The following is a 23,946-nucleotide window of genomic DNA, read 5'->3' as shown; positions in this document are numbered from 1 at the left end:
TCAGACGCCCTTCATGGCCGCGCGCACATCCGCGTCGGCCAAGGTTTCGTCGAGAACGCGGCGGGTGCGCTCCACGATTTCGTCGATCTCCTCATCGCTGCAGCAAAGCGGCGGCGCAAAGCCGATGACGCCCTGAGCGAAGGCACGCACGATCAGCCCGTTCTTGTAGGCACGATCGAAGATGCGCTTTCCGGCTTCCGCCGCAGCAGGTAGCGGCGTCTTTGCCGACTTGTCGGTGACGAGTTCGATCGCAGCCAGCATTCCGCGGCCACGCACATCGCCGACAAGCGGGTGTTCGGCGAGGCTTTCAAGGCCCGCCATCAACCGCTTCCCGGCCCGCCGGCCATTGTCCAGAAGTCCCCCTTCGTAGAGCTTCAGGACTTCCAGGCCGACAGCCGCACTCACCGGATGGCCGGAATAGGTGTAGCCGTGGCCGATCGCGGCCTCCCCTGCCCCATCGGCGATCGTCTGATAGACATGATCGGCCATGAAGACGGCACCGAGCGGCACATAGCCGGAGGTGAGCCCCTTCGCGACCGTCATGAAGTCCGGCACCACGCCCTCTTCCAGGCAGGCAAAGAGCGGGCCCGTACGACCGAAACCGGTGATGACTTCGTCGGCGACGAAGAGAATGCCGAGTTCGTGGCAGGTATCCGCCATCGCCTTCACCCAGCCCGGCGGCGGCACCAGGACGCCACCCGAGCCCTGGATCGGCTCGGCGTAAAAGGCGGCGACGCGGTCTTTACCGATCTCGTCAACCTTGGCCGCCAGCGCCGCGACCGAGGCGGCGATCACCGTCTCGGGGTCGCTTCCGACCGGATTGCGGTAGAGGTAATGGGACGGGATCTTGTGCTGCCACTCGAAAGGCACGCCGAAGCCCGTGTGGAAGCCCTTGAGCGCCGTGAGTCCTGCGCCTGCGGTCGAAGACCCGTGGAAACCCTGCTCCAGCGAGATGAACTGATCCCGCTCCGGCGTGCCGCGCGCGTGGTTGTAGTAGCGGATGAAACGGATCGTGCTGTCGACCGCGTCCGATCCCCCAAGCGTGAAATACACATGGTCGAGATCACCCGGCGCCCTCTCGGCGAGCGCTTCGGCAAGCTTGATCGCCGGCTCGGAGCCCAGATCGAAATAGCCGGTCGCGTATGGCAGGCGGCGCATCTGTTCGGCGGCGGCCTCAACGATGCTCTCGTGTCCGTAGCCCGCATTCACGCACCACAGACCGGCAAAGCCGTCGAGAAGCCGATGTCCCTCTCGGTCCGTCAGCCACGCCCCCTTTGCGGAGGCCATGACACGTACGCCCTCCCGCTCATGTCCGCGAAAGGAGCTCAAAGGATGTACCAGGTGCTCGCGATCAGCCTCGAGCAATGAATTTGAAAGCATGTCGTTCTCCGGAAACGTCAGCCAAAGGCCTGAGAGACAAGGGCGAAAGTTTTTGGTTCTCCGTCGCGGATCGCGCGGGGCTCCTCGCCCCGCGCCATCGCCACACCGGATCCGGTCTCGGGGAGCCCGAGATCCGTGAGCCAGGACGAGAGACCGGTGTCGCGGCGCGTATCGATGCGCAGGAATTGTCCGGGGTGCCGCTTAATGAGGGCGAGGATCAGGCTCCTGGCCGCCTCGATATTCGCGGCAACGACGGGGCCGATGACCCGGCCGCGGCCGAATGGGCGACAAATCCCGAAACCTGAGAGAGATCCCTTGTCGCGCAAAACGACCGCTTCGCCGCCGGCGGCAAAGAGCTGCCCGAGAAGCGCGCGGCGATCGCCCCCATAGGCTGCGCGATCGAGGTCGATGATCGCGTCGTGATCCGTGTCGCGTGCCACCTCGACGTCCGCTGAAGGCGTCGCGGAAGCAACCTTGCCCTGGTGTTGGACGATCCCGCCACGCTCACCGAAGCCAAGCTTTTTGTAGAGCGGAAGACCGTCCTCCGTCGCCACAAGGCGCAGATTGCGCGAGCCGGACGTCTCGATCGCGGCTTCCACGAGCCGGCGTCCCAGCCCCTGACCGCGCAAAGAGCTGTCGACGATGATCATGTCGATCGTTGCAAGATCCGGTCCGAAGGGTGTGCTGAAAGCCGTGCCGACGACGCGCCCATCCTTCGTTGCGACGAAGCCTTGCGAGACTGCGGCGACCATCGCCCAGTCTTCGGTTCGGTGCGGCCAATTCTCGGCCTGCGACAGGCGGACGGCGGCCTCAAGATGCGCATCGGAAAACGGCTCAAGCAGAATGTCGGTCATCTCTCGCAACAGAATCCTCGGTTCTCCCAATTGGTAGCAGGACAGGAGAGAACGATGTGCCCGGCGGGCCCGCCACCGGCGACACATCCGGCCGTCCCGCCGATACGCTGCCGCAGCTTCTACCGAGCGGGCCGCAACCGCTGAGCTTTCTGAGACGTTTCAGAGAGAGCGCGCCATGTCCTCGGATATGCCCCCCGCCGTAAGCCTGCGTCCGAGCCGGAGCACCATTGCGCGGGCCCCGTTGAGCTCATCGACGGTGATATATTCTTCCGGCTTGTGCGCACGGGAGATGTCGCCCGGCCCGCAAACGATGGAGGGAACTCCGGCGGCCTGAAACAGACCGGCCTCCGTCCCGTAGCTGACGGCTTCGACCAGGGCATGCCCGGAAAGCTCCGAGGCGAGCGCGGCGAGTGGATGGTCCTCGTCCAACGACAGCGCGGGATAGCTCGCGATGACCTCAGCCGCGAGAGCCTCGCTCGCTTCGACCTCCGCAAGCGCGCCCTGCAGCAACCCCAACGGATCGAGCCCCGGCACCGCCCGCGCCTCGATATCCGCCTCCGCATGGCTCGGGATGATATTGAGCGCCTCGCCTCCCGACACCACGCCGATCTGCAAGGTGCTGTAGGGCGGTGCGAAATGCGGATCTCTCGGGCCGCGCTCTTCCTGGATCGCCGCTTCGTCGGCGACAGCCTTCAGTGCCGGCAACAAGGCGTGGATGGCGTTCTGACCGAGATCTGGGCGGGAACTGTGGCCAGCGACGCCTTCCGCCCGGATGCGGATCGCGGCCTTGCCCTTGTGGCGCAGCACGGGCTCCAGGCCCGAAGGCTCGCCGACGATGCAGCCGAGAGGTGGAGCGCACAAAGTCGGCAGCTTTTCGATGAGATGCGGCACACCGCGGCAGCCCGCCTCCTCATCGTATGAGAGTGCGATATGGATCGGCTGCTGCAGCTCCAACGCCGCCAGCTCCGGCACAGAGGAAAGCACGGCCGCCACGAAACCTTTCATGTCGACGGCGCCTCGACCGATGAGCCTGTCCTCCACATTGCGCAGGCGAAACGGGTCGGATGCCCATCCCGTCTCATTCGCCGGAACGACATCGATATGGCCGGAGAGAATATAGCCCGGGACGTTTTTCGGGCCGATCGTCGCGAAGAGGTTGAAGCGGTCGCCTTCCGGCCCGGAGATCACCGCAGAGGCGATGTCGTAGCTGGCGAGATAGTCGCGGATATAGTCGATGAGTGCCCCATTGCGCGTTCCCACGACGGAGGGGAAAGCGACAAGGGCAGAGAGCATACGTTCGGCGGACATCGGTGGGCCTTCCCCGGCAGGAGCGCAATAGGACGCCATCCTTTGGAAACGATCGCGCGTCGTAATCAAGACTGGCAGAAAAGGACCGGCAGCCCTTGCCGTGTGGACACCGGCATTCGGAAGAATCTGCTTTGCTTGCGGGGCGGACCACGAAAACGCGCGCAAAATCGCCGCTACGCTCACATCAGGATAGCCCCCAACGCGCCGTTTTCGTCGCAGTGAAGAAAGGCCATGCCCGTGTTCCGCCCGAAATACATCACCTTCGACTGCTATGGCACGCTCACCCATTTTCAGATGGCCGAGAGAGCCAAAGAAATCCTCAGAGAAAGGCTGTCGCCGGAGAAGCTCGCCACTTTCATCCGCAATTTTTCCGCCTACCGGCTCGACGAGATCATGGGCGACTGGAAGCCCTATGAAGAGGTGCTCGTCAGCGCCTACGAGCGCACCTGCCAGCGCAACGACGTCGCTTTCGATCTGGCGGAGGCCCGCTCATTCTACGAAGCCGTGCCGACCTGGGGTCCGCATCCGGACGTGCCGGCAGGCCTTGCGAAGGTGGCCAAGGAATATCCTCTGGTCGTTCTGTCGAACGCCATGAATTCTCAGATCATGTCGAATGTGGAGAAGCTCGGCGCGCCTTTCGCCCATGTCTTCACGGCCGAGCAGGCCAATGCTTACAAGCCGCGCTTCCGCGCCTTCGAATACATGTTCGATGAGCTCGGCTGCGGCCCCGATGAGATCCTGCATTGCTCATCGTCTTTCCGCTACGACCTCATGTCGGCGCACGATCTCGGCATCGAGCACAAAGTCTGGGTGAACCGCGGCCACGAACCAGCAAATCCCTATTACGGCTACACCGAGATCGCCGACATTTCCGGTCTGCCGGCTGTGGTCGGCCTCTGAGCCGCGTCCCGGGATCCGCGACGATGCAGCTCAAATCCTATTGGCACGAAACCGCGCCCCGCTTCTCCGGCGGCGCGCGAGGCCCAGTCGAAGGCCGTTACGACGTCGCCGTCATCGGGGGAGGTTTTACCGGTCTGTCGGCCGCCCGAAGCCTTGCGAAGGCCGGGCTTTCCGTGGCCGTCCTCGAAGAGCGGCACGTCGGCTATGGCGGCTCGGGTCGCAACGGCGGCCATCTCAACAATGGCCTCGCCCATTCCTATCCGGCGGCAAAGGATGAGCTCGGTGCGGACCGGGCCAAAGCCCTCTACCGCGCATTCGACGATGCGATCGATACGATCGAGCGGATCGTCGCGGAGGAAAAGATCGATTGCAGCTTCCGCCGTGCCGGCAAGCTGAAGCTCGCCTCCAAGCCGGAACATCTCTCAGCGATCGCGAAGAACTTCGAGGCGGTGCACAACGAAGTCGACCCGGAAACCGCCCTCCTGTCGAAAGACGACCTTCGCGGCGAGATCGGCTCCGACGCCTTCCATGGCGCCATGCTCTTCAAGAAGAGCGCCATGATGCATATGGGCCGCTTCGTCCATGGCCTCGCAGAGGCCGCACACCGCCATGGCGCGATGATCTTCGAAGAGGCACCGGTCCGCGACCATACAAAGACCGCCTCCGGTCACCTGCTGACCACGCCACGCGGGACGCTCGCGGCCGATCGTGTTTTCCTTGCGACCGGTGCCTATACGAGTGGGCCCTTCGGCTATTTCCGCCGCCGGGTCATCCCGGTCGGCAGCTTCGTCATCGCGACGCGTCCGCTCAGCCCGGGCGAGGCAGAGGCGGTCATGCCCGGCAACCGGACTTGCGTCACCTCACGCAACATCGGCAATTACTTCCGCCTGTCGCCCGACAATCGCCTGATCTTCGGCGGTCGCGCCCGTTTTTCCGCCGTCTCGGATGCCACGTCAGACGAAAAGTCCGGTCGCATCCTGCGCGAGAACCTGGCGGAGGTTTTCCCCGACTTCGCCGATATCGACATCGATTATTGCTGGGGCGGCCTCGTCGGGATGACGAAGGACCGCTTCCCCCGCGCCGGCGAAGCCGACGGCGTCTATTATGCGATGGGCTATTCCGGCCATGGCGCCCAGCTTTCCACCCATCTCGGCGCCATCATGGCCGATGTGATTCTCGGTCGTGACGACCGCAATCCGATGAAGGGCGTCGACTGGCAGGCCGTGCCCGGCCATTTCGGCAAGCCCTGGTTCCTGCCGCTCGTCGGGCTCTACTACAGGGCTCTCGACCGGATCCAGTGACGGGAGCCTCATGCGAGGCTCCCGCTTCTCAGAGTTTTTCAGCCGAGGCCGCCGATGTGAAAGGCCTTGGTCTCGAGATATTCCTCGATGCCGACCTTTGCACCTTCACGCCCGAGGCCCGACTGCTTGACGCCGCCGAAAGGCGCGACTTCCGTTGAAATAAGGCCGGTGTTGAGCCCGACGATGCCGAAATCGAGCGCCTCGCCAACGCGGAATGTGCGGGCGAGATCGCGCGTGTAGAAATAGGCGGCAAGCCCGAACGGCGTTGCGTTGGCGGTCGCGACCGCTTCCTCCTCGCGCTCGAAGCGGAAAATTGGCGCAATCGGCCCAAACGTCTCCTCCGAGGCGAGCAGCATGTCCGTATTCGCCTCCGTCAGGACGAGAGGCGCGACGTATTGCGGGCCGTCCGGCAGCTCGACAGGATCGTGCGCACGCTTCGCACCCCGCGCGAGCGCGTCCTCCACGTGGCGTTCGATTTTCTCCAGGGCGGCGCGATTGATCATCGGACCGATATCGGTGCCCTCCTGAAGGCCCGACCCCACACGCATCGCCGCAACCCGCCGGGAGAGCTTTTCGACGAAGGCGTCATGGACCCCCGCCTGAACGAGGATGCGGTTCGAACAGACGCAGGTCTGGCCGCCGTTCCTGAACTTGGAGGCGACAGCCCCCTCGACCGCGAGATCGAGATCAGCGTCGTCGAAGACGAGGAACGGGGCATTGCCGCCGAGTTCGAGGCTCAGCCGCTTCACGGTCGGGGCCGACTGCGCCATCAGGAGCGACCCGATGCGCGTCGAACCGGTGAAGCTCAATTTGCGCACGATCTCGCTGCCGGTGAGCTCGCCGCCGATGTCCTTCGGCATGCCGGTGACGATGTTGATGACACCCGCCGGGATACCCGCTTCCTCGGCCAGAACGCCGAGTGCCAGTGCCGAAAATGGCGTGAACTCGGACGGCTTCACCACCACGGTGCAGCCCGCTGCGAGCGCCGGCGCCACCTTACGGGTGATCATGGCATTCGGAAAGTTCCAAGGCGTGATGATCGCGGCCACCCCCACCGGTTCCTTCAGCGCCAGGATGCGCCGATCCGGCGTCGGTGACGGAATCGTCTCGCCACCGATCCGGCGCGCTTCTTCCGCGAACCAGCGCACGAAGGAAGCTCCGTAGCGGATCTCGCCCCGCGCTTCGGCAAGCGGCTTGCCCTGTTCGCGGGTCAGCAGCGTGGCGAGTTCCGTCTCATGCGCAAGCATCAGCCCGTACCAGGCAAGGAGCTTGTCGGCACGCTCCGCATGCGTCGTACGCCGCCAGGAAGCGAAGGCCTTCTCCGCCGCCTCGATCGCCCGCCGCGTCTCGGCCGCCCCCATATCCGGGACCGTGCCGATGACCGCGCCCGTCGCCGGATCGATCACCTCGATCGTGGCGCCCTGATCGGCTTCGACCCAAGCTCCGTCGATGAGCCCCGCCTGCCGCAAAAGGCTCGGAGAGATATTGCCGTCCATCATCATTCCTCGTTGATTGCCGTCAAAACGGCGTCCGTGATTGCATCAGTCGTTTGGGCGCCCGGCCGAATGCCGAAGCCGCGAGCGGTCGCGGCCTCCATCGCCTTCAAAATGCGCGCCGATGCCTGCCCTTCGCCGAGGTGATCCAGCATCATCGCGGCCGACCAGATCGCCGCGAGAGGATTGGCAAGACCCTTCCCGGCAATGTCCGGGGCCGAACCGTGGACAGGCTCGAACATGGAGGGGGCGGAGCGCGTCGGATTGACGTTCGCCGAGGCGGCGAAGCCGAGACCGCCCTGGATCGCCGCACCCAGATCCGTGAGAATGTCTCCGAAGAGATTGGAGGCGACGACGACATCGAGCGTCTCAGGCGCCATCACCATGCGCGCCGCCATCGCATCGATATGGTAGGAGGTCACCTCCACATCCGGATAATCGGCCGCGACGAGACGCGTGATCTCATCCCAGAACACCATCGAGTGCTTCTGCGCGTTCGACTTCGTCACCGACGCGACACGCCCGCGCCGCCCCTTTGCCGCCTCGAACGCAAAGCGCAGGATGCGCTCCACGCCGGTGCGGGTGAAAATTGCCGTCTCCACCGCCACTTCGTCGGACGTGCCCTGATGCACGCGGCCGCCGGCGCCCGAATATTCGCCTTCGGTGTTTTCACGGATGCACAGAATGTCGAAGGTCTTCGATTTGAGAGGTCCTTCCACGCCCGGCAAAAGCCGATGCGGACGAATGTTGGCGTACTGATCGAAAGCCTTCCGGATCGGCAGGAGAAGCCCATGCAGCGACACCGAATCGGGGACGGTCGCGGGCCAACCGACAGCGCCGAGCAGAATGGCGTCGTGGCCACGCAGCGTCTCGATGCCGTCCTCCGGCATCATCCGCCCGGTCTCCAGGTAATAATTGCAGGACCAGGGATAGGTCGTGCCAGCGAGAGCGAATCCGTCTCTCGCGGCTGCAGCCTCGGCAACTGCCCAGGCGGCTTTCGTCACGTCGGGCCCGATACCATCTCCCGGCACCAGAGCGATGTCGTAGGTCTTAGCTGCGCTCATGTCATTTCCGTCCTTCAAAGATCGATCAACACCGACGTCGTTCGTCGGTTGGCGAGAAAGGCTTCGCGGCCGAGATCCTTGCCGAGGCCGGAGCCCTTTGAGCCGCCGGTCGGCAGGATGTGATCCTGCGAGCGGTCATAGCAGTGGATCCACACGGTTCCTGCGTGGAGACGTGCCGGATCAAAACTCAGGGACATGGGAGGCCTCGCGGAGACGGCAGGGGGCTGCGCGAAGCTAGCCGAGCCATGCCGACAGGACATGACGAAGTGACGGCATGCTTGGCAGAATCCTCTGCAAGGAGGGCTGCGCGAAGCGGATAATGACGCGCATGCCATCGAAAAGTGGAGAACCTGCCTCATTCGGCATGAGAGAGGTCGGGAGTGCCTCGTCCCGTCCACAGGGCGACCGCAAAGGCCACGTGCGACGCGAGGATCAGGACGAGAATGGAAACCGCGAGCCGCAGGACGCTCGGCGTGCCAAGCTGCAGGACGAAAACGGTCGCGAGTCCGGCCACCGCCATCTGAAGGAGCCCGAGAAACCCCGCTGCCGCGCCTGCGCGTGGCGGATCGATGCTGAGGGCACTGGCGATGCCGTTGGGCTGCGTTATCCCGTTGCCCAGGACATTGACCGACATGACCAGGAACCAGACAAGCGGCCCGCCCGCCCCGCTCTCGGCGACGGCGGTGAAGAGACAGGCGCCGACAAGGGACACGATCCCACCACCGAAAATCATGCGATCGCTGCCGAAACGTGCCGAAAATCGTCCGGACAGGAAATTGCCGGTCGCATAGGCGGACAGCACGAGCATGACGAGGAGCCCGTAGGTCGATTGCGGCAGGCCCTCCACTTCCACGAGGATAAACGGCATGCCGGCGATGAAGGTGTACCAGGCGGCCATCGTGAAGGCCGTGTTGAGCGAATATGCGAGGAAGGCCGGGCGGATGGCGAGACGGCCATAGGCCCGGAACCAGCCGGAAAGATCGACCTCCGAAGTGGCTTGCCGTGTCTCCGGCAGGAGCCAGGCTGCCCCGACGGTCGCCACCACCCCGAAAAGGCTCAAGAACACGAACGACCAGCGCCAGGAGAGCCAGAGGTCGAAATAGCTGCCGATGGTGGGCGAAACAGCCGGCGCAAGCGCCATCGCCATGGTGATATAGCCATAAAGGCTTGCCGATCGGCTGCGTCCGAACAGGTCACGCACGATCGCCCGCGACATGACCATGCCGGCACAGCCGCCAACCGCCTGAAGCGTCCGGCAGACGAGAAGAATCTCGATCGACGGTGCGAACGCGCAGGCGGCGCTCGCGACGGTGTAAAGGCCGAGCCCCGCCAGCAGCACGGGCCGCCGTCCGAAGCGCTCTGACAAGAGGCCGTAGCCGAGCTGGGCGACACCGATTCCGGCGAGAAAGACGGTCAGCGTGAGCTGCAGCCGCCCATAATCACCGCCAAAGGAACGTTGCAGACCCGGCACTGCGCCAACGAGAATATGGAGCGCGAGCGGCCCCGTCGCCGTGACGAGGACCAGGAGCCAGACGGGGGGCGGCGCCTCGCTTGCCTTGGCCCGCCCCTCCGCCTCCTGCAAACCTCGCCCGCTCAAGCGGGCACCGCCTCCCGGATCTGAGGAAGCTCCTCGAGGAGCCCCTGATAAGCGCGCCGCACCAGTTCGGCACTGCCGTGCCCGGTGTCTGCGGCCTCTTCAAGCGCTCGGAAGATGCGATGCTTGATGAAGAAGCGCCATTCGACCGGCAGGGAGAACATGATCTCCGTCAGCGCGTCGTAGGCTTCGCGGGTCCACACCTTCTCATATTCCTCGCGCTCAGGGCCGAAGTCGAAAAAGGCGCTCCCGTCCGTCTCCGCGCGCATTTCACTGCGGCGTGTCTCGGTCGCGGCCTCGTCGACGGCACCGGCAACGATGACGACCCCGTATTCCTCAAGAGCGAGTTTCTCCGACAGGAAGCCCCGTTCGACATCGCGCAGGACGCGGGCGGGCTCCCGCTCGAGAGGCGAGCCGCGCCCTCCCCCGCCGGGCGAGAAGATACGGAACACATCGCCCGGTTCGGCGATGACGAAATCCTGGTTGCCGAGGAAGGTTTCGTTGGGGGTGTCGGGATTGAGGATCGAATCCGAAGGCTTGCCGGCCTTGCCGCCGAGGATCCCCCAGGGACGGAAGCGGCTGCGGTCGCGGTTGCGGATGGTGATGCGGGTGTGGGGCGAGAAAACCTTGAACTCGAGCATCGTGCCGAGCCCGCCGCGCCAGCGCCCGGCACCGCCGGAATTGGGGGCAAGCCGGTAGCGGATGATCTCGATCGGCACCTCCGCTTCGTTGATCTCCACCGGCGTGTTCTTGAGGTAGGCGCCGTCCGCACCGGAACCGTCCGTTCCATCGCGCGTCGGCATGCCGCCCGAGCCGCCGACGATCGGATCGATCGCGGCGATGATGCGCCTCCCGGTCTTCGGCTCCGTCGTCATGACGTTGACGATCGAACTCGATCCGGCAGGCGCCGCCGGCATCCGCTCCGGAATCGCCTGCGCAAACGCTCCAAAGATCAGACTGCGGAGCCGCCCGCAGGTCAGACTGCGCATGCCGACCGCTGCCGGGAAGACCGGATTGACGACGCTGCCCTCGGGCAAGATGCAGGTGAAAGGCCGGGTCAGACCGGCGTTCAGCATCAGGTTCTGATTGAGGCTGTAGAGGATGTAATAGACGCCGACGAGCATCAGCGTATGGCGCGGATTGCCGCCCGTCGGCACGTTCAACGACGAGGTGAGCTGGGTGTCGGTGCCGGTGAAATCGAGTTCCGCTTCGCCATCTGAAATCGTCAGCTTCAAGGCCAGCCGGCAGGGATAGCCGTTGAGCGAATCCTCGTCGCAATAATCGGAGAATTCATAGACCCCGTCCGGCATCGAACGCAGGATCTCGCGCGCCTGGCTTTCGCCGTAGTCGAGCATGTCGTGCATGCCCTGCGTCACCGCCTCCACGCCGAACTTGGCGACGATCTCGCGCACCTTCCGTTCGCCCGTGTTGAGCGCACCAACGAAGGCCTTGAGGTCCCCCCAGTTCTGCTCGGGCTGGCGAACATTGGTCATCATGATGTCGAGGAGTTCCTGGTTGAGGACTCCCTTGTCGTAGAGCTTGCAGGGCGGGAAGCGGATGCCTTCCTGGTGGATCTCGGTCAGCGTCCGCGACAGGCTGGCCGGGACGGCGCCGCCCATATCGGTGTTGTGGATGTGGCCGACAGCGAAGCAGACGAGCTTTCCGTCCACGATGATCGGCTTCCACATATGGATGTCGGGCGTGTGGGTGGCGAGAAAGCCGCTGTAGGGATCGTTCGTGAGGCAGACGTCGCCCTCGTTGTATTCGGCAATCCGCTCGATCCCGGGCCCGTAATCGAGCCCCGGATACCAGGTCGCACCGTAATCGAGGGGCACCGAAAAAGTCGTTCCTTCCGGCGTGACGAGCGCGATGGTGAAATCCTCCGTCTCCTTGACGAAGGCGGATTGAGCCGTGCGGTAGAGCGTGTAGGCCATGCTCTCCGAGGCGGCCCGGAAATGGTTGGCGAGGATCTGCAGGGTAGCCTTGTCGGTCATGTTTCTCTCCCGGGCCGATCAGATGAGGGTCTTTTCCGCAGTCGCCTGCAGCATGATGTTGCCGAAGCCATCGACGGAGGCTGAAAAGCCTTCAGGAACACAGGTCGTGGTGTCGGACTGGATGACGATCGCGGGACCTTCGAAAGAATGTCCCGGAACGAGGTCGCTACGGAGGTAGAGGCCCGCCTGCACCTTCTTGTCGGCGAAGGTCGATGGGACGTAGCGTGCGGGCTCCGCAGGCGCCGGAGAGACCGGCACGCTCTTCAGCTCGGGACGCGGGCCAGCGGCCGTCACGACGAGACGCAGATTGACGATGTTCACTTCGGCATCGGCGTCATGGAAGTCGTAGAGCTGCACATGGCGTGCGTGGAAGGCGTCGATGATCGCCGTCACGTCCTCTCCCTCGAGCCAGTTCGCCTCGAGGTCGACTTCGATTTCGAAGGATTGGCCGGCGTAATTCATGTCGGCGGAGAGCAGGTACGTCGGCTCGCCTTTGAATTTCTGCTCGTCGCGCAGCCATGCGAGGGCCTCGCTCTTCAGCTCGGCAAATCCCGCACGGATCGCTTCCATATTATCGGGCGCCACGGTCAGATAATGGCTTGCGATGAAGTCGTTGCGGATGTCGGAGACAAGGCCGCCGAGCGCGCTGACGACACCGGGCGTCGTCGGCACGAGCACCTGGCGGATGCCAAGTTCGAGTGCCAGCATGGGCGCCAGCATCGGGCCCGCACCGCCGAAAGCGACGAGCGTGAAGCTTCGAACGTCGATGCCGTGACGGGCGATCAGCTTGTTGATCTCCAGATACATGCCGGAGATCGCGACGTTGATGATCGCCTGCGCCGTCGCTTCCAGGCTCCAGCCGAGCCTGTCCGCGATCGTGCCGACAGCCGCACGTGCCTTATCCACGTCGATGGAGATGCTGCCATAGGCAAGGCTTTCATGACCGATGAGGCCGCAGACGGCGAAGGCGTCCGTGATCGTCGGCTTCGTGCCGCCGCGCCCGTAGCAGGCAGGTCCCGGATCGGAACCAGCACTTTCGGGTCCGACCTTGAGAACGCCGAAATCATCGACCCAGGCGACGGAGCCGCCGCCCTCACCGATCGAGGACACCGCCACTGCCGGGACGTAGAGGGAATGTGGCCCCACCTTCTCGCCGGCAGCGAATTGCGGCTTGCCGTCGATGATCACCGCGACGTCGGCACTGGTGCCGCCGATATCGATGGTGAGCGCGTCCATGCAGCCGGCCCGGCTGGCGACGAAGGCACCGCCCATGACGCCCGAGGCTGTGCCGGAAAGGAGCATGCTGACGCAGTTCTCCTTGCCGAGCTCGGCGTTCATGATGCCGCCGTTCGACTTCGTCACCAGCGGTTCCGGCTCCACCGCATGCTCGCGCAGGGCTTCTTGCAGCGAGGAGATGTAATGGGCGACGCGCGGATGGACGTAGCCATTGATGACGGCCGTCGTGGTGCGCTCATATTCGCGGATCACCGGCCAGATGTCGGTGGAAGCGAAGACGAAGAGCTCCGGCGCCACTTCGCGCACGATGCGCACCACTTCGCGTTCATGATCGGCGTTGCGATACGCGTTGATGAGGGCGACGATGATGCCCTCCGCCCCTTTCTCCCGAGCGCGTTCAATGGCTGCGATGACGCTGTCGCGGTCGAGCGACCGCAACACCTTGCCGTCGCTGCGCATGCGTTCGCGAATGGAGAAGACGAGGTCTTTTGCCACGAGCGGATCTGGGCGTGAGGATTGGAGATTGTAGGTCTCCGGCATGCGCAGGCGCGCCAGCTCGAGAACGTCTTCGAAATTCTCGGTGGCGAAGAGCGCGAGCCGCGCGCCGACACCCTGGATCAGAGTATTCACGCCGACGGTCGTGCCGTGGACGAAGCTCGTGATCTCGGAGGGCTCGATGCCGTGGCGACTTTGCGCGATCTTCAGCCCTTCCATCACCTCAGAGCCCGGCTTCGAAGGCGTGGTGAGGACTTTGAGGGTGAAAATGTCGTCCGTCTGCTCGTTGAAAAAGCAGAAATCTATGAAGGTCCCGCCGATATCGACACCGACTCGATAGCTCATCGTTACGTCTCCTTGTCGTCAAAGCCGCTCCCTTCGCCGCCCGCCCTTCGGCAGACCGGCGCTCTGGTCGGCATCCATCTCGAATTTCTGGGCTGGCGCGGTGTCAGTGATGCACTTGGACATGCCTCATCATCTCCGCGACGCGTCCCTCGCCCGGCGGACCGTGCACGGCGCGCCAGATCGCCTCGGCATCCACGGCGATCGCCGAGCGCGCCGCGCAGGCGAGGAATTTCGTCTTGAGCGCGTCTTCGCTCAGAGGTCGCTGCGGATGGCCGCTCGGAACCGAGACGACGCGCTCACTCACACGGCCGCCTTTATGCGTCACCCGCACGCGCGCCCGCTCAGGCGTTTCGGAGACGGCACCCATCTCCGAAAGCTCTTCGTCGCGCGTCACCGTCACCCGTTCGGCAAGGGCCAGGACATCGCGTCGTCGGATCGCCGCGGGCGTGAACGTCTCGGTATCGACCCGCCCGTCGATCAGGGCCGCCGCCGCGCAGTACGGCAAGCTGAAGCGCGCCTCGGCCACATTCTGTGGCAGCCGGTAGCGAAGATTGGTGGCCGCTGCGAGCGAGACGAAGGCCTCGACTTCGGCGACATCCTCGGCCTTCAGCCCCTCCTCCGCGCGTATGGCAAGAAGAGCGTCGATCGGGCGGTGGGTGCTACCGCAGCACGGGTAGAGCTTGCGCCAGGCGCCATACTCCGAAATCGCAGGCTCGCCGCCGAGTTTTTCGTCAATCACTCTGGTGCCCGGCGCCGCCTCGCCCGCCGTCATGGCGACGATCCCCCACGGCCCGTCGATGGCTTCCTCCGCCGCGGTCACGCCGCTTTGCGCCAGTCGTGCAGCGATAAGACCGTTTTTTGCGGCAAGCCCCGCATGAATGGGCTTTGCCATCGTGCCGAACTGCTGTTTGGAGCCTCCCGCCATGCTGGTTGCGAGGCTGATCGCCGAGGCCGTCTGGGCCGCATCGAGCCGGATCAGCCGGGCAGCGGCAGCAGCCGTCGCCGGGGCTCCGAGGGAGAGCGTGCTGTGCCAGCCCTTGTTGTAATGCGCGAGGTTCATCGCCTCGCCGAGGCGCGCCATCACCTCGAAGCCGACGATGAAAGCATCCAGACATTCCGCCCAAGAAAGATCTTCCTCCTCGGCGAGCGCGAGGAGTGCCGCCGTCAGCGGCGCGCTCGGATGCGCCATCGCCGGATCGAGAACGTCATCGTAATCGAGCGCATGCGCGGCCGTTCCGTTGGCAAAGGCGGCAAAGGGAGGCGGCAAGCGCCTCGTTCCTCCGAGGACGGTCGCTTCGCCCGTTCCCCAGGCGGCAACCGTCGTCACGACCTTCTCGCTCGCCGGCTCGACAGATCCGGCAAGCATGCAGCCGATCGTATCGATCAGGCAGAGCCGCGCCTCCTTCAGGCAGGCGGCCGGCCAGTCTCGCGAGGTCTCCGCAGCCCATTCACAGAAGCGCGCCGTCGTCCTCACGAGACCGCCTCCTCCGCCCGTGAGACCTTTTCGGTCTGCCGCCAGCCTTCCGGAAAATGGCACCCTGCCTCCACGCCCTCGATCGACCGCAATGCCGGCGGCTCGGAGGCGCATTTCGGCTGCGCGATCGGGCAGCGCGTATGGAAACGACAACCCGCAGGCGGATTGGCCGGCGATGGCACGTCGCCTTCGAGCAGGAAACCCCGTCTGGACCGCGCCACATCCGGGTCGGCGATCGGGCTCGCCTGCAAAAGGGCGCGCGTGTAGGGATGCTGCGGACGGGTGAAAACTCTCTCAGTCGGGCCGCGCTCGACCACCTGCCCGAGATACATCACGGCCACGGATTCGCAGAGCGAACGGACGACGCTGAGATCGTGGGTGATGAAGATCGAGGCGAGATCGAGCTCTCGCGTCAGCTTGCGGAACAGCGTCAGGATCTGCGCCCGGATGGACACGTCGAGCGCGGACACCGCCTCGTCGGCGATGATGACCTTCGGCCGCGAGGCGATGGCCCGGGCGATGCAGATGCGTTGCCTCTGACCGCCGCTGAATTGATGCGGATAGCGCCCGAGATAGGCTTCGGCAGGCGACAGCCCGACGGCGTTGAGAAGACGGATGACTTCGGCTTTGAGCTCAGCGCGCGGGACGATCTTGTGGATGCGCAGGGGCTGCGCGATCGTCGAGAAGACCGTTTTGCGCGGGTTCAGAGAATCGAAGGGATCCTGGAAGACCATCTGCACGGAACGGCGGAAATTCTGGCGTTCCTGCGCATTGAAATTGCCGACGTTGCGCCCCGAATAGATGATGTCGCCAGCGGTCGGTTCGGTGAGGCCGACGAGCGTGCGTGCGATCGTCGACTTGCCGCAGCCGGATTCCCCCACGAGAGCGAGAAGCTCGCCCCGTTTCAATTCGAGGCTCACGCCATCGACGGCCCGCACGGGCAGGCTGCCGGCGCTGAAAAGTCCACCGCTCGTTTCGTAATGAACCTTGAGCTCGTGGATCGTCAGGAGAGCGTTGGTCATTGATGTGCCTCCTGCAGGTGGCAGCGCACCTTGGCGCGGCCCTCTCCTGCCCGATCGAGCCCGGGCATCGCCGATGGGCAGGGATCGAACGCGCGGGGACAGCGCGGATGGAAGCGACAGCCAGGCGGTGGCGCCAGAAGCTGCGGCGGCTGGCCCTCGATGACGGCGAAATCCTCGCTCACCCGATCCGGCCGCAGAGACGATTGCAGGAGCGCCTGCGTGTAGGGATGGCGCGGGTGCTGGAAAATCTCCCGCACTTTGGCATCTTCCACGACCTGCCCGGCATACATGACATAGACCCGGCTGCAATATTGCGCGACGAGGCCGAGGTCGTGGGTGATGAGCAGGACCGCCGTGCCGAGTTCATGGCGAAGATTGTCGATCAGCTCCATGATCTGCGCCTGGATGGTCACGTCGAGCGCCGTCGTCGGCTCATCGCAGATGAGGAGCGACGGCCGGCACGCGACGGCGATTGCGATCAAAACGCGCTGGCGCATGCCGCCGGAGAGCTGATGGGGGTAATTGTGCACGACGTTCTCGGCGTCGGCGATGCGCACGCGCCGCAAGGCCTCGAGCGCTTGCGCATCCGCCTCTGCCCGGCCTGCCCCAGTATGGAGCCTGACCGCTTCCGCGATCTGCTCGCCCACCTGCCGCAACGGATTGAGGAAGGTCAGCGGATCCTGAAAGATCATGCCGATCGTGCCGCCGCGGATCTGGCGCATGGCGCGTTCGGGCGCCGTCACCAGGTCTTTGCCCGCCACTCGGATGGAGCCGGACCGGAAGCGTGCATAAGGCGGCAGAAGGCGCATGATGGAAAGCGCGGTCATCGACTTGCCGCAGCCCGATTCACCTACGAGAGCGACCGCCTCTCCCTCGTCCACGCGGAGCGAGAGGTTTTCCACGGCACGGACCGTGCCGAGTTCGGTCTCCAGGTGCATGCTCAAATCATCGATGCGAAGGACGTCGGTCACGGCTTCACCTCGCTCGCGCACGGGGATTGAAAAGATCGTTGAGGCCATCGCCGACGAGATTGGCGGCGAGGACGGCGAAGAAGATCAGACTTCCCGGCAGCGCCGTGGCCCACCAGGCCGTGCGCATGATCTCCTGCGACTGATGCAACATCAGACCGAGGCTGATGCGGTTCGGATCACCGAGACCGAGATAGCTGAGCCCGGCTTCCAGGAGCATCGCCTGACCGACCTGAAGGGTGGCGTTGACGATGACAGGACCGAGCGCATTCGGAAGAATCTCGCCGAAGATGATGCTCGCGGTGCTCGCGCCCGCGATGCGGGCGGAGGAGACGTATTGCCGGTTCTTCAGGCTCATCACCTCGGCACGAATGACACGCGCGCTCTCCGGCCAGCTCAAGAGGCCGATGGCGATGACGATGTTGACGATGCTCGCCCCGAAGAAGGCGACGAGGAGGATCGCCAGGAAAAAGCGCGGGATGACCTGGAAGATCTCCGTCATGCGCATCAGGACGTCGTCGACGAAAGCGCCGAAATAGCCCGAGATGCAGCCGATCAGAATGGCGATCGTGCTCGACATGGCGGCCGCAACGAACCCGACGAAGAGGGATACGCCGACACCGAGACTCGCCCGGCTGAAGATATCGCGGCCGAGTTCGTCGGTTCCGAAAAGGTGGGTGAGTGACGGCGGTGCCATCGTCTCACCGACGCCGATGCTCAAGGGATCGTAGGGCGACAGAACCGGGCCGAGCACGGCCAGGAGCACGAGGAGAATGAGGACGGCCGTGCCCACCGCCGAGGCGCGGTTGCGGAAGAAGATGCGCAGACCGCTCGGCTGGGAGGCAACGTTGAAGCTGGATGTCTCGATCGTCATCGCCACCTCTCAGCGGTACAGAATGCGCGGATCAATGAGCGCATAGATGATATCGGTGAGAACGTTCGCGATGATCACGAAGAGCGAGATCACCACGAAGAGGCCGAGAAGCAGTGGGTAGTCGCGGGCGTTGATCGCCTCGTACATGAGGCGCCCGAGGCCCGGCCAGCCGAAGACCGTCTCCACGAGCACGGAGCCGGCGAGCATGAAGCCGAAATTGTAGCCGATGACGGTGATGACCGGCAGGATGGCATTGGGCAGGGCGTGCACGAAAAGAACCCGCCTTTCACCCGCGCCTTTGGACCGCGCCGTGGTGATGAAGTCCTGCACCAGCACGTCCATCATCTTGATGCGCGTCATGCGAAAGATGAGCGTCAGATGGTAGATGCCGTAGACCGTTGCCGGCAGCACCAGATGGTGGAGCACCGAGGCGATATAGCCCCAGCCGTGGCTCGGCGCGCGAAGCGACACCATGCCCTGAACCGGGAACCAGGGTAGTTTGAGTGCGAAGACGAGAAGCACGAGCTGGCCGAGCCAGAAGACCGGCATGGAGAAGCCGGCGAGCGCGAAAATCGTCGCCGCATTGTCGGTCCAGCCGAACGGACGGCGACCCGCGATGACGCCGAGACCGATCCCGAGCAGGCTGCTGATGACGAGGGCCGTGCCCATCAGGAGGAACGTCGCCGGCACCCGCTCGAAGATGAGACCGGAGACGTCCTGACGGAAACGGAAGGAATAGCCGAGATCGAAGGTGGCGATCTTGGCGATATAAGAGAGAAATTGCTGCGGCAGCGGCTCGTCGAGACCGAATTCCTCGCGCACCTGAGCGATGTATTCGGGCGTCGTCTCCATTTGACCGATCAGGGCATAGACGGGATCGCCGGGAGCTGCCTGGATCAGCGTGAAGTTGATGAGCACGATGACAACGATGATCGGCACCGCCTGCAGAAGGCGCCGCACGACATAGCGGGCATAGCGAAAGCGAATGCCGCGTTTGGCTCTCGCCTTCCCTGCCGCCGCGACGTCTGTCGCGACGGCGTCGCCGCCATTTGCTGTGGAGGTGGCCTCGACCATGATCCGCCCGCGCCTCAATCCTTGAACCAGGCGTTATGCCGGCTCTGGAAGTAACCGTAGGGGCCGGTCACCGCGTCCATCAGCCGGGCGTTGGCGAGATGCCCGTCGGGGAACTCGAAGACGGGGATCGCCGGCAGATCCTGCATCAGGATCTTCTGCGCCTCGTCCCAATTCTCCTTGCGCTTCTCGTCGCTCACCTCAGAAGCGTCCTCGTCGAAGATCTTGTCGAGCTCCGGGTTCGAGTAGCCCATGGCGTTGGTGAAGGGGGAATGGTTGATCTGCTTGGTGTGATAGCGGGTCACCACGCTGATCGCGGGATCGGGGCCGGTGCTGTAAAGCTGCATCGCCGTATCGAAATCCCATTGATCGAAGACCTTCTCGATGAAGGTCGGCCGATCGTAGGTCTTCACATCCGCAGTGACGCCGACGTCGCGAAGCTGATCGCGGATGATCTCCGCCGACTTGCCGTCATAGGGACGACCCGCGGCCCAGAGGATGTTGATCGTGAAGCGGGTGCCGTTTTCACCGCGCGGATAACCCGCTTCATCGAGGAGCTGGTTCGCCTTTTCGACATCGCGGTCGTAGACGTCGTAGCTGCCGTTGAAGGCCCATTTTAGATTGCTGTTGAGGAAGCTGTGGGCTGGCCGGCCGGCTCCGAAGAGCGCCTTTTCGGAGATCTCATTGACATCGATCGCATAGGAGAGCGCCTGCCGCACTTCCTTTTTGGCAAGAGGCCCTTTGCGGACGTTGAGAAGCCACATGCCCTGTACGGCAATCGCATCCGCGCCGGTCAGAAGCTTGAAGCGCGGATCCTTGGCAAGCCGCGCCACCTCGTTGTGCGGCACCGCCGTATAATCGATGAAATCGACCTCGCCGCGCTCGAAAGCGAGGATGCGGGTGTTCGGATCCGGGATAAACTGGAAGATCAGCCGATCAAGATAAGGCTTTCCTTCCATGAAGTAATCGTCGTTACGCTCGAGAACGACATGGCTTCCCTTCGACCATTCCACGAACTTGAAGGCGCCGCTGCCGATCGGGTGCTCGTTCGCCGGATTGGTCATCGGATCGGAGCCCTCGTAGATATGCTTCGGGAGGATCTCCGCGCCGCTCCGCAGCTGGTAGGCAAGAAGCGTGAGAAGCGGTGGAAATGGCTTCTTCAGCTTCATGACGAAAGTGTGCTCGTCTTCCGCGGTGGCCGATTCCACGTTTGGCCACCACGAGCCGCGGCTTGGATGGTACTTCGCGACGACGTCGTTGAAGGTGAAGGCGACATCCTCCGCCGTCACCGGCACGCCATCATGGAAGCGCGCATTCGGATCGAGATGGAAGGTGTAAGTGAGGCCGTCTTCGGAGATCTCCCAGGAACGGGCGAGTTCAGGAACCGGCTCAAAATCTTCATTGAGCCCGACGAGGCCGCTGAAGATGTTGGCGGCGATGCTGTGCCCGCCGGTATCGGTGTGCAGAAAGCCGACGAGTGCGCTCGGCTCGCCGCTCAAGGCGATCACCATGGTGCCGCCGCGCTGTTGTGCAGCCGCCGGCGGCGTCGCCGCCACGAAAGCTGCGCAGAATGCACCGGCCGCGAGGGCCAGCATCCTCATCCATTTCATCGATCGTTCCCCTTTTTCTTGCTCGTGAGGAGATCTCACCGGGCGCCGCCCGAAGAGGGCGCTGCGGGCGAGCTTTTCGCGGGACCGTTGCCCGCGAACCTTTGGATCGAGAAAGGCTCGATCGGAACGTTCGTGTCGCCGGTCGCGGCGAGATCGGCGAGGACCGATCCGACGCCTGGACCGAGCTGAAAACCGTGACCGCTGAAGCCGAAAGCGTGCAGAAGCCCCGGGACCTTCGCGCTCCAGCCGAGCGCCGGCAGCTTGTCCGGGAGGTAGCCTTCAACGCCGCTCCAGGTGCGCACCACCTGAACGCCGGCCATGGAGGGGAGAAATCTCGTAAGCGAACGCAGCTGTGTGAGGAGATGTGCGGGACGCGGCCGGGGCCTCGGATCGGCGAGATCGACCGCAACATGAGCACCGCCTCCGAAGACGACGCTGCCGCGCTTCACCTGGCGCATGTAGAAACTGGAATCGCCCGTCCCGAGCACGGGCGAGACGAAGTAGGGAAGCGATTCCGTTACGCCCATCTGCGGGCCACGGGCTTCCATCGGGACGGGTTCGCCAAAGCCGGCCGCGAAGCGATTGCTCCATGCCCCGGCGCTGTTGATGAGGATCGGGGCGCGCAGAATGCGTCCATCCGCCGTCTCGATAATGAAACCGTCACTTTGACGCGTGGCGCCGATCACTTCGCATTGCTCGAGGACATGCGCGCCCGCCCGCCGTGCCGCCCGCCCGAATGCGGGTGCAGCGAGCCGTGGATTGGCGTGTCCGTCCTCTGGCGAGAACGAGGCGCCGACGGCACCGGGCCCGAGAAACGGATAGTCCGCACGCAGCCGATTCACACCGACGAGCGTCAGCGACAGGCCCCAGTTTCGCGCCTCCGCGTTATAGGTCTCGAGGGCTGCAAGCGATTCCTCGTCGAAGGCGATCTTGAGATGACCCGTCGGCAGGAATTCGCAATCCTCGCCGATCAAGGCCGGCAGCCGGCCCCAGATGTCACGGGCATGATGCGCGAGCGGCAATTGGATGAAGGGACGCCCCTGGCGCCGCACATTGCCGAAATTGACGCCGCTCGCCTGAGCGCCGACGCGACCACGCTCCACAAGCGCCACGGAGGCTTTGTAGCGTGTCGCCAGAAAGAAGGCTGCGGACGCGCCCATCAGCCCGCCGCCGACGATGACCACGTCGTATTTCGTCGCGTCCGTCATTCGCCGGCCTCCGTCTGAATGGCGGCGGGCAGCGGCTTCACCGGCGCCTGTCCGCGCAGGCGGCCGACGGAAGCGAGTTCGACACCGAGCGTTTGCGCGGCGACACGCGCGGCCGAAGCACCGCACATGCGCCCCTGACAGCGCCCCATGCCGACACGGCAGAACGCCTTTGCACGATTGACCTCGTCAGCGCCCTTGTCCCGCAAGGTGGCGCGGAACGTGCCGACCGAGACCTCCTCGCATCGGCACAGGATCGTCTCATCGGCCAGGTTCTCGTAGAGATGCTCGGGAAACGGGAAAGCATCACGCAGCGCCGACGCGAAGGCCGAACCTCGCCGCATGGCCCGGAGCGCCTGATCGCGCACGGCAGCATCACGTGGCAGGCCCTGATCCTCGAGGCAGGCGAGCGCGGCAAGCGTGCCGGTCGCCTCGGCCGTATCGGCGCCACGCACCGAAGCACCGTCTCCGGCGAGATAGACGCCGTCCACCGAGGAACGCCCCATCTCGTCCTGGCGGGGCAGCCATTGCCCGGCGCGGGCATCGAAATCGAAATCGCAGCCGAGAAGATCGGCAAGCTGCGTCTCCGACTGGACATGATAGCCTGTCGCGACCGCATCGCAGGCAAAGGTCCGCTCGCGGCCCTTGCGGTCGCGCAAAACGAGGCGCGCGACACACCCCTCGCCTTCTGCGCGCACCGGCGCCACGCCATGCAGCATGGGAACGCCGTGTGCCGCCAGCCAGGCGAAATAGTAGAGCCCCTTCGCCGTGTTGGCGGGGTTTGCCGCCATTCTCGGCAGACCCGCAAGCTCACGCGAGAGCGGCGTCGTATCGAAGATGCCGGCGAGTTTGCCGCCGGCACGGCGATACTGGTAGGCGACGAGATAAAGGAGCGGTCCGGACCCGACGAGCGCCACATTCCGGCCGATCAGGCAGGCCTGGTATTTGAGAGCGATCTGGGCGCCGCCTAAGGTATAGACACCGGGCATCGTCCAACCCTCGAAAGGAACGATGCGGTCGACGGCGCCGGTGGCGAGGATGAGGGCGTCGAAACCGACGACGTCTTGGCGGCCATCGCGGTCGGCAAGGTGGAGATTGCGGCCCTCCGTGCCCCAGACCATCGTCCCCGGACGATAGTCGACCTTGTCTTGAAGACGGTCGAAGGTTTCGTGCAGACGGGCGGCTTTGTCGGCCTCGAACCCGTAGAGCTTCTTCAAGGGGCGGCTGAAACCCTGCGGCTGGCGGCGATAGATCTGGCCGCCGCTCCTCGGTGCTTCATCAACGACCACCGGTCGCAATCCGGCGGCGACCAGCGTTTCCGCCGCCCGCGTTCCGGCCGGCCCCGCACCAATGACGACGACCCGAGACGAGCTCATTCCGGACGCGCTCCGTTGAAAGGCGAACGCGTCCGCAACCGCATATCCGGCTCGATCATCGTGGAGCAGGCACGGACTCTTTTGCCGTCTTCAGTCCAAATCCAGCAGTCCTGACAGGCCCCCATCAGGCAGAAGCCCGCTCGCGGTTGTTGCAGGATCTCGCTGCGACGCACTTCGTGATCATGGGTCAGGAGCGCCGTCAGTACGGTGTCCCCAGACAGCGCCGTCGCTGGGTGTCCGTTCACAAAGAAGGGCACGATCTCACGTTTCTGTTCGGCGACACGAAGAAAGAGCGACTGTTCGTCCATGACATGCAAAACCGCTGCGTCTCGTTGTCGCGATTGAAGAGCGAGATACAGACGAGATCAAATTCCGATGTGTC

The 23,946-nt window shown here is 64.3% G+C and carries 19 protein-coding genes and 1 pseudogene; 2 read left to right on the top strand and 18 right to left on the bottom strand.

Translation table 11 applies throughout. The annotated features are described in order from the left end of the window. The 3 genes from L0F51_RS01305 to argE form a co-directional block, all read right to left on the bottom strand. Positions 1-1,380 (bottom strand): aspartate aminotransferase family protein, encoded by a 1,380-nt coding sequence (locus tag L0F51_RS01305; protein ID WP_234627602.1) that lies wholly within the window; start codon positions 1,378-1,380, stop codon positions 1-3. Positions 1,381-1,397: 17 nt separating this feature from the next. Beyond that, a complete protein-coding gene (locus L0F51_RS01300; RefSeq protein ID WP_234627601.1) occupies positions 1,398-2,234 on the bottom strand; it encodes a GNAT family N-acetyltransferase in 837 nt (278 codons plus the stop codon). Positions 2,235-2,393: 159 nt separating this feature from the next. Beyond that, positions 2,394-3,542 carry an acetylornithine deacetylase gene (argE, locus tag L0F51_RS01295; RefSeq protein WP_234627600.1) on the bottom strand — a complete coding sequence of 383 codons (1,149 nt, stop codon included), beginning with the start codon at positions 3,540-3,542 and terminating at the stop codon, positions 2,394-2,396. Between the two features lie 231 nt (positions 3,543-3,773). On the opposite strand from argE, the gene L0F51_RS01290 reads away from it, so the two are divergent. Together L0F51_RS01290 and L0F51_RS01285 are read left to right on the top strand one after the other, a co-directional pair. Continuing rightward, positions 3,774-4,442 (top strand): haloacid dehalogenase type II, encoded by a 669-nt coding sequence (locus L0F51_RS01290; RefSeq protein WP_234627599.1) that lies wholly within the window; start codon positions 3,774-3,776, stop codon positions 4,440-4,442. Positions 4,443-4,465: 23 nt separating this feature from the next. Next, a complete protein-coding gene (locus tag L0F51_RS01285; protein ID WP_234627598.1) occupies positions 4,466-5,743 on the top strand; it encodes an FAD-binding oxidoreductase in 1,278 nt (425 codons plus the stop codon). Between the two features lie 38 nt (positions 5,744-5,781). On the opposite strand, the gene L0F51_RS01280 is transcribed toward L0F51_RS01285, so the two are convergent. The 15 genes and pseudogenes from L0F51_RS01280 to L0F51_RS01210 all read right to left on the bottom strand — a co-directional run bounded on the left by L0F51_RS01280 (position 5,782) and on the right by L0F51_RS01210 (position 23,872). Next, positions 5,782-7,242, bottom strand: coding sequence for an NAD-dependent succinate-semialdehyde dehydrogenase (locus L0F51_RS01280; RefSeq protein WP_370642285.1), 1,461 nt, complete (start codon positions 7,240-7,242; stop codon positions 5,782-5,784). Next, positions 7,242-8,300: a tartrate dehydrogenase gene (locus L0F51_RS01275; protein WP_234627597.1), complete on the bottom strand. Its 1,059-nt coding sequence runs from the start codon at positions 8,298-8,300 to the stop codon at positions 7,242-7,244. The genes L0F51_RS01280 and L0F51_RS01275 overlap by 1 nt, the downstream gene beginning before the upstream one ends. Positions 8,301-8,314: 14 nt before the next feature. Continuing rightward, a pseudogene (locus L0F51_RS01270) lies at positions 8,315-8,473 on the bottom strand (aldehyde dehydrogenase family protein); the annotation flags it as partial. Positions 8,474-8,655: 182 nt separating this feature from the next. Then, positions 8,656-9,897 (bottom strand): multidrug effflux MFS transporter, encoded by a 1,242-nt coding sequence (locus L0F51_RS01265; RefSeq protein WP_234627596.1) that lies wholly within the window; start codon positions 9,895-9,897, stop codon positions 8,656-8,658. Continuing rightward, entirely contained in the window at positions 9,894-11,888 is a 1,995-nt protein-coding gene (locus tag L0F51_RS01260) for a hydantoinase B/oxoprolinase family protein (protein WP_234627595.1), read from the bottom strand. Before L0F51_RS01260 ends, L0F51_RS01265 begins: the two co-directional genes overlap by 4 nt. A gap of 18 nt (positions 11,889-11,906) precedes the next feature. Beyond that, positions 11,907-13,964, bottom strand: coding sequence for a hydantoinase/oxoprolinase family protein (locus L0F51_RS01255; RefSeq protein ID WP_234627594.1), 2,058 nt, complete (start codon positions 13,962-13,964; stop codon positions 11,907-11,909). 103 nt (positions 13,965-14,067) lie between these two features. After that, complete coding sequence (locus tag L0F51_RS01250; protein WP_234627593.1) at positions 14,068-15,438, bottom strand: MmgE/PrpD family protein; 1,371 nt, start codon at positions 15,436-15,438, stop codon at positions 14,068-14,070. Next, the gene (locus tag L0F51_RS01245) at positions 15,435-16,460 is read right to left on the bottom strand and encodes an ABC transporter ATP-binding protein (RefSeq protein ID WP_234627592.1); all 1,026 of its coding nucleotides are present in this window, start codon (positions 16,458-16,460) and stop codon (positions 15,435-15,437) included. The genes L0F51_RS01250 and L0F51_RS01245 overlap by 4 nt, the downstream gene beginning before the upstream one ends. After that, positions 16,457-17,431, bottom strand: a complete 975-nt coding sequence (locus tag L0F51_RS01240) for an ABC transporter ATP-binding protein (protein WP_234627591.1) — start codon at positions 17,429-17,431, stop codon at positions 16,457-16,459. The genes L0F51_RS01245 and L0F51_RS01240 overlap by 4 nt, the downstream gene beginning before the upstream one ends. Before the next feature lie 4 nt (positions 17,432-17,435). Further along, entirely contained in the window at positions 17,436-18,302 is an 867-nt protein-coding gene (locus tag L0F51_RS01235; protein ID WP_234627590.1) for an ABC transporter permease, read from the bottom strand. 9 nt (positions 18,303-18,311) lie between these two features. Next, positions 18,312-19,376: an ABC transporter permease gene (locus L0F51_RS01230; RefSeq protein ID WP_234627589.1), complete on the bottom strand. Its 1,065-nt coding sequence runs from the start codon at positions 19,374-19,376 to the stop codon at positions 18,312-18,314. A gap of 14 nt (positions 19,377-19,390) precedes the next feature. Continuing rightward, positions 19,391-20,983 carry an ABC transporter substrate-binding protein gene (locus L0F51_RS01225; protein WP_234627588.1) on the bottom strand — a complete coding sequence of 531 codons (1,593 nt, stop codon included), beginning with the start codon at positions 20,981-20,983 and terminating at the stop codon, positions 19,391-19,393. Positions 20,984-21,018: 35 nt separating this feature from the next. Beyond that, positions 21,019-22,191 (bottom strand): FAD-binding oxidoreductase, encoded by a 1,173-nt coding sequence (locus L0F51_RS01220; protein ID WP_234627587.1) that lies wholly within the window; start codon positions 22,189-22,191, stop codon positions 21,019-21,021. Beyond that, positions 22,188-23,564 (bottom strand): NAD(P)/FAD-dependent oxidoreductase, encoded by a 1,377-nt coding sequence (locus L0F51_RS01215; RefSeq protein WP_234627586.1) that lies wholly within the window; start codon positions 23,562-23,564, stop codon positions 22,188-22,190. Before L0F51_RS01215 ends, L0F51_RS01220 begins: the two co-directional genes overlap by 4 nt. After that, a complete protein-coding gene (locus tag L0F51_RS01210) occupies positions 23,561-23,872 on the bottom strand; it encodes a (2Fe-2S)-binding protein (protein ID WP_234627585.1) in 312 nt (103 codons plus the stop codon). The genes L0F51_RS01215 and L0F51_RS01210 overlap by 4 nt, the downstream gene beginning before the upstream one ends. Positions 23,873-23,946: the final 74 nt, after the last annotated feature.

It is taken from the genome of Afifella sp. H1R (genome assembly GCF_021462425.1).
GTDB lineage: Bacteria > Pseudomonadota > Alphaproteobacteria > Rhizobiales > Afifellaceae > Afifella > Afifella aestuarii.
This window is presented reverse-complemented; position numbering and strand designations above follow the sequence as displayed.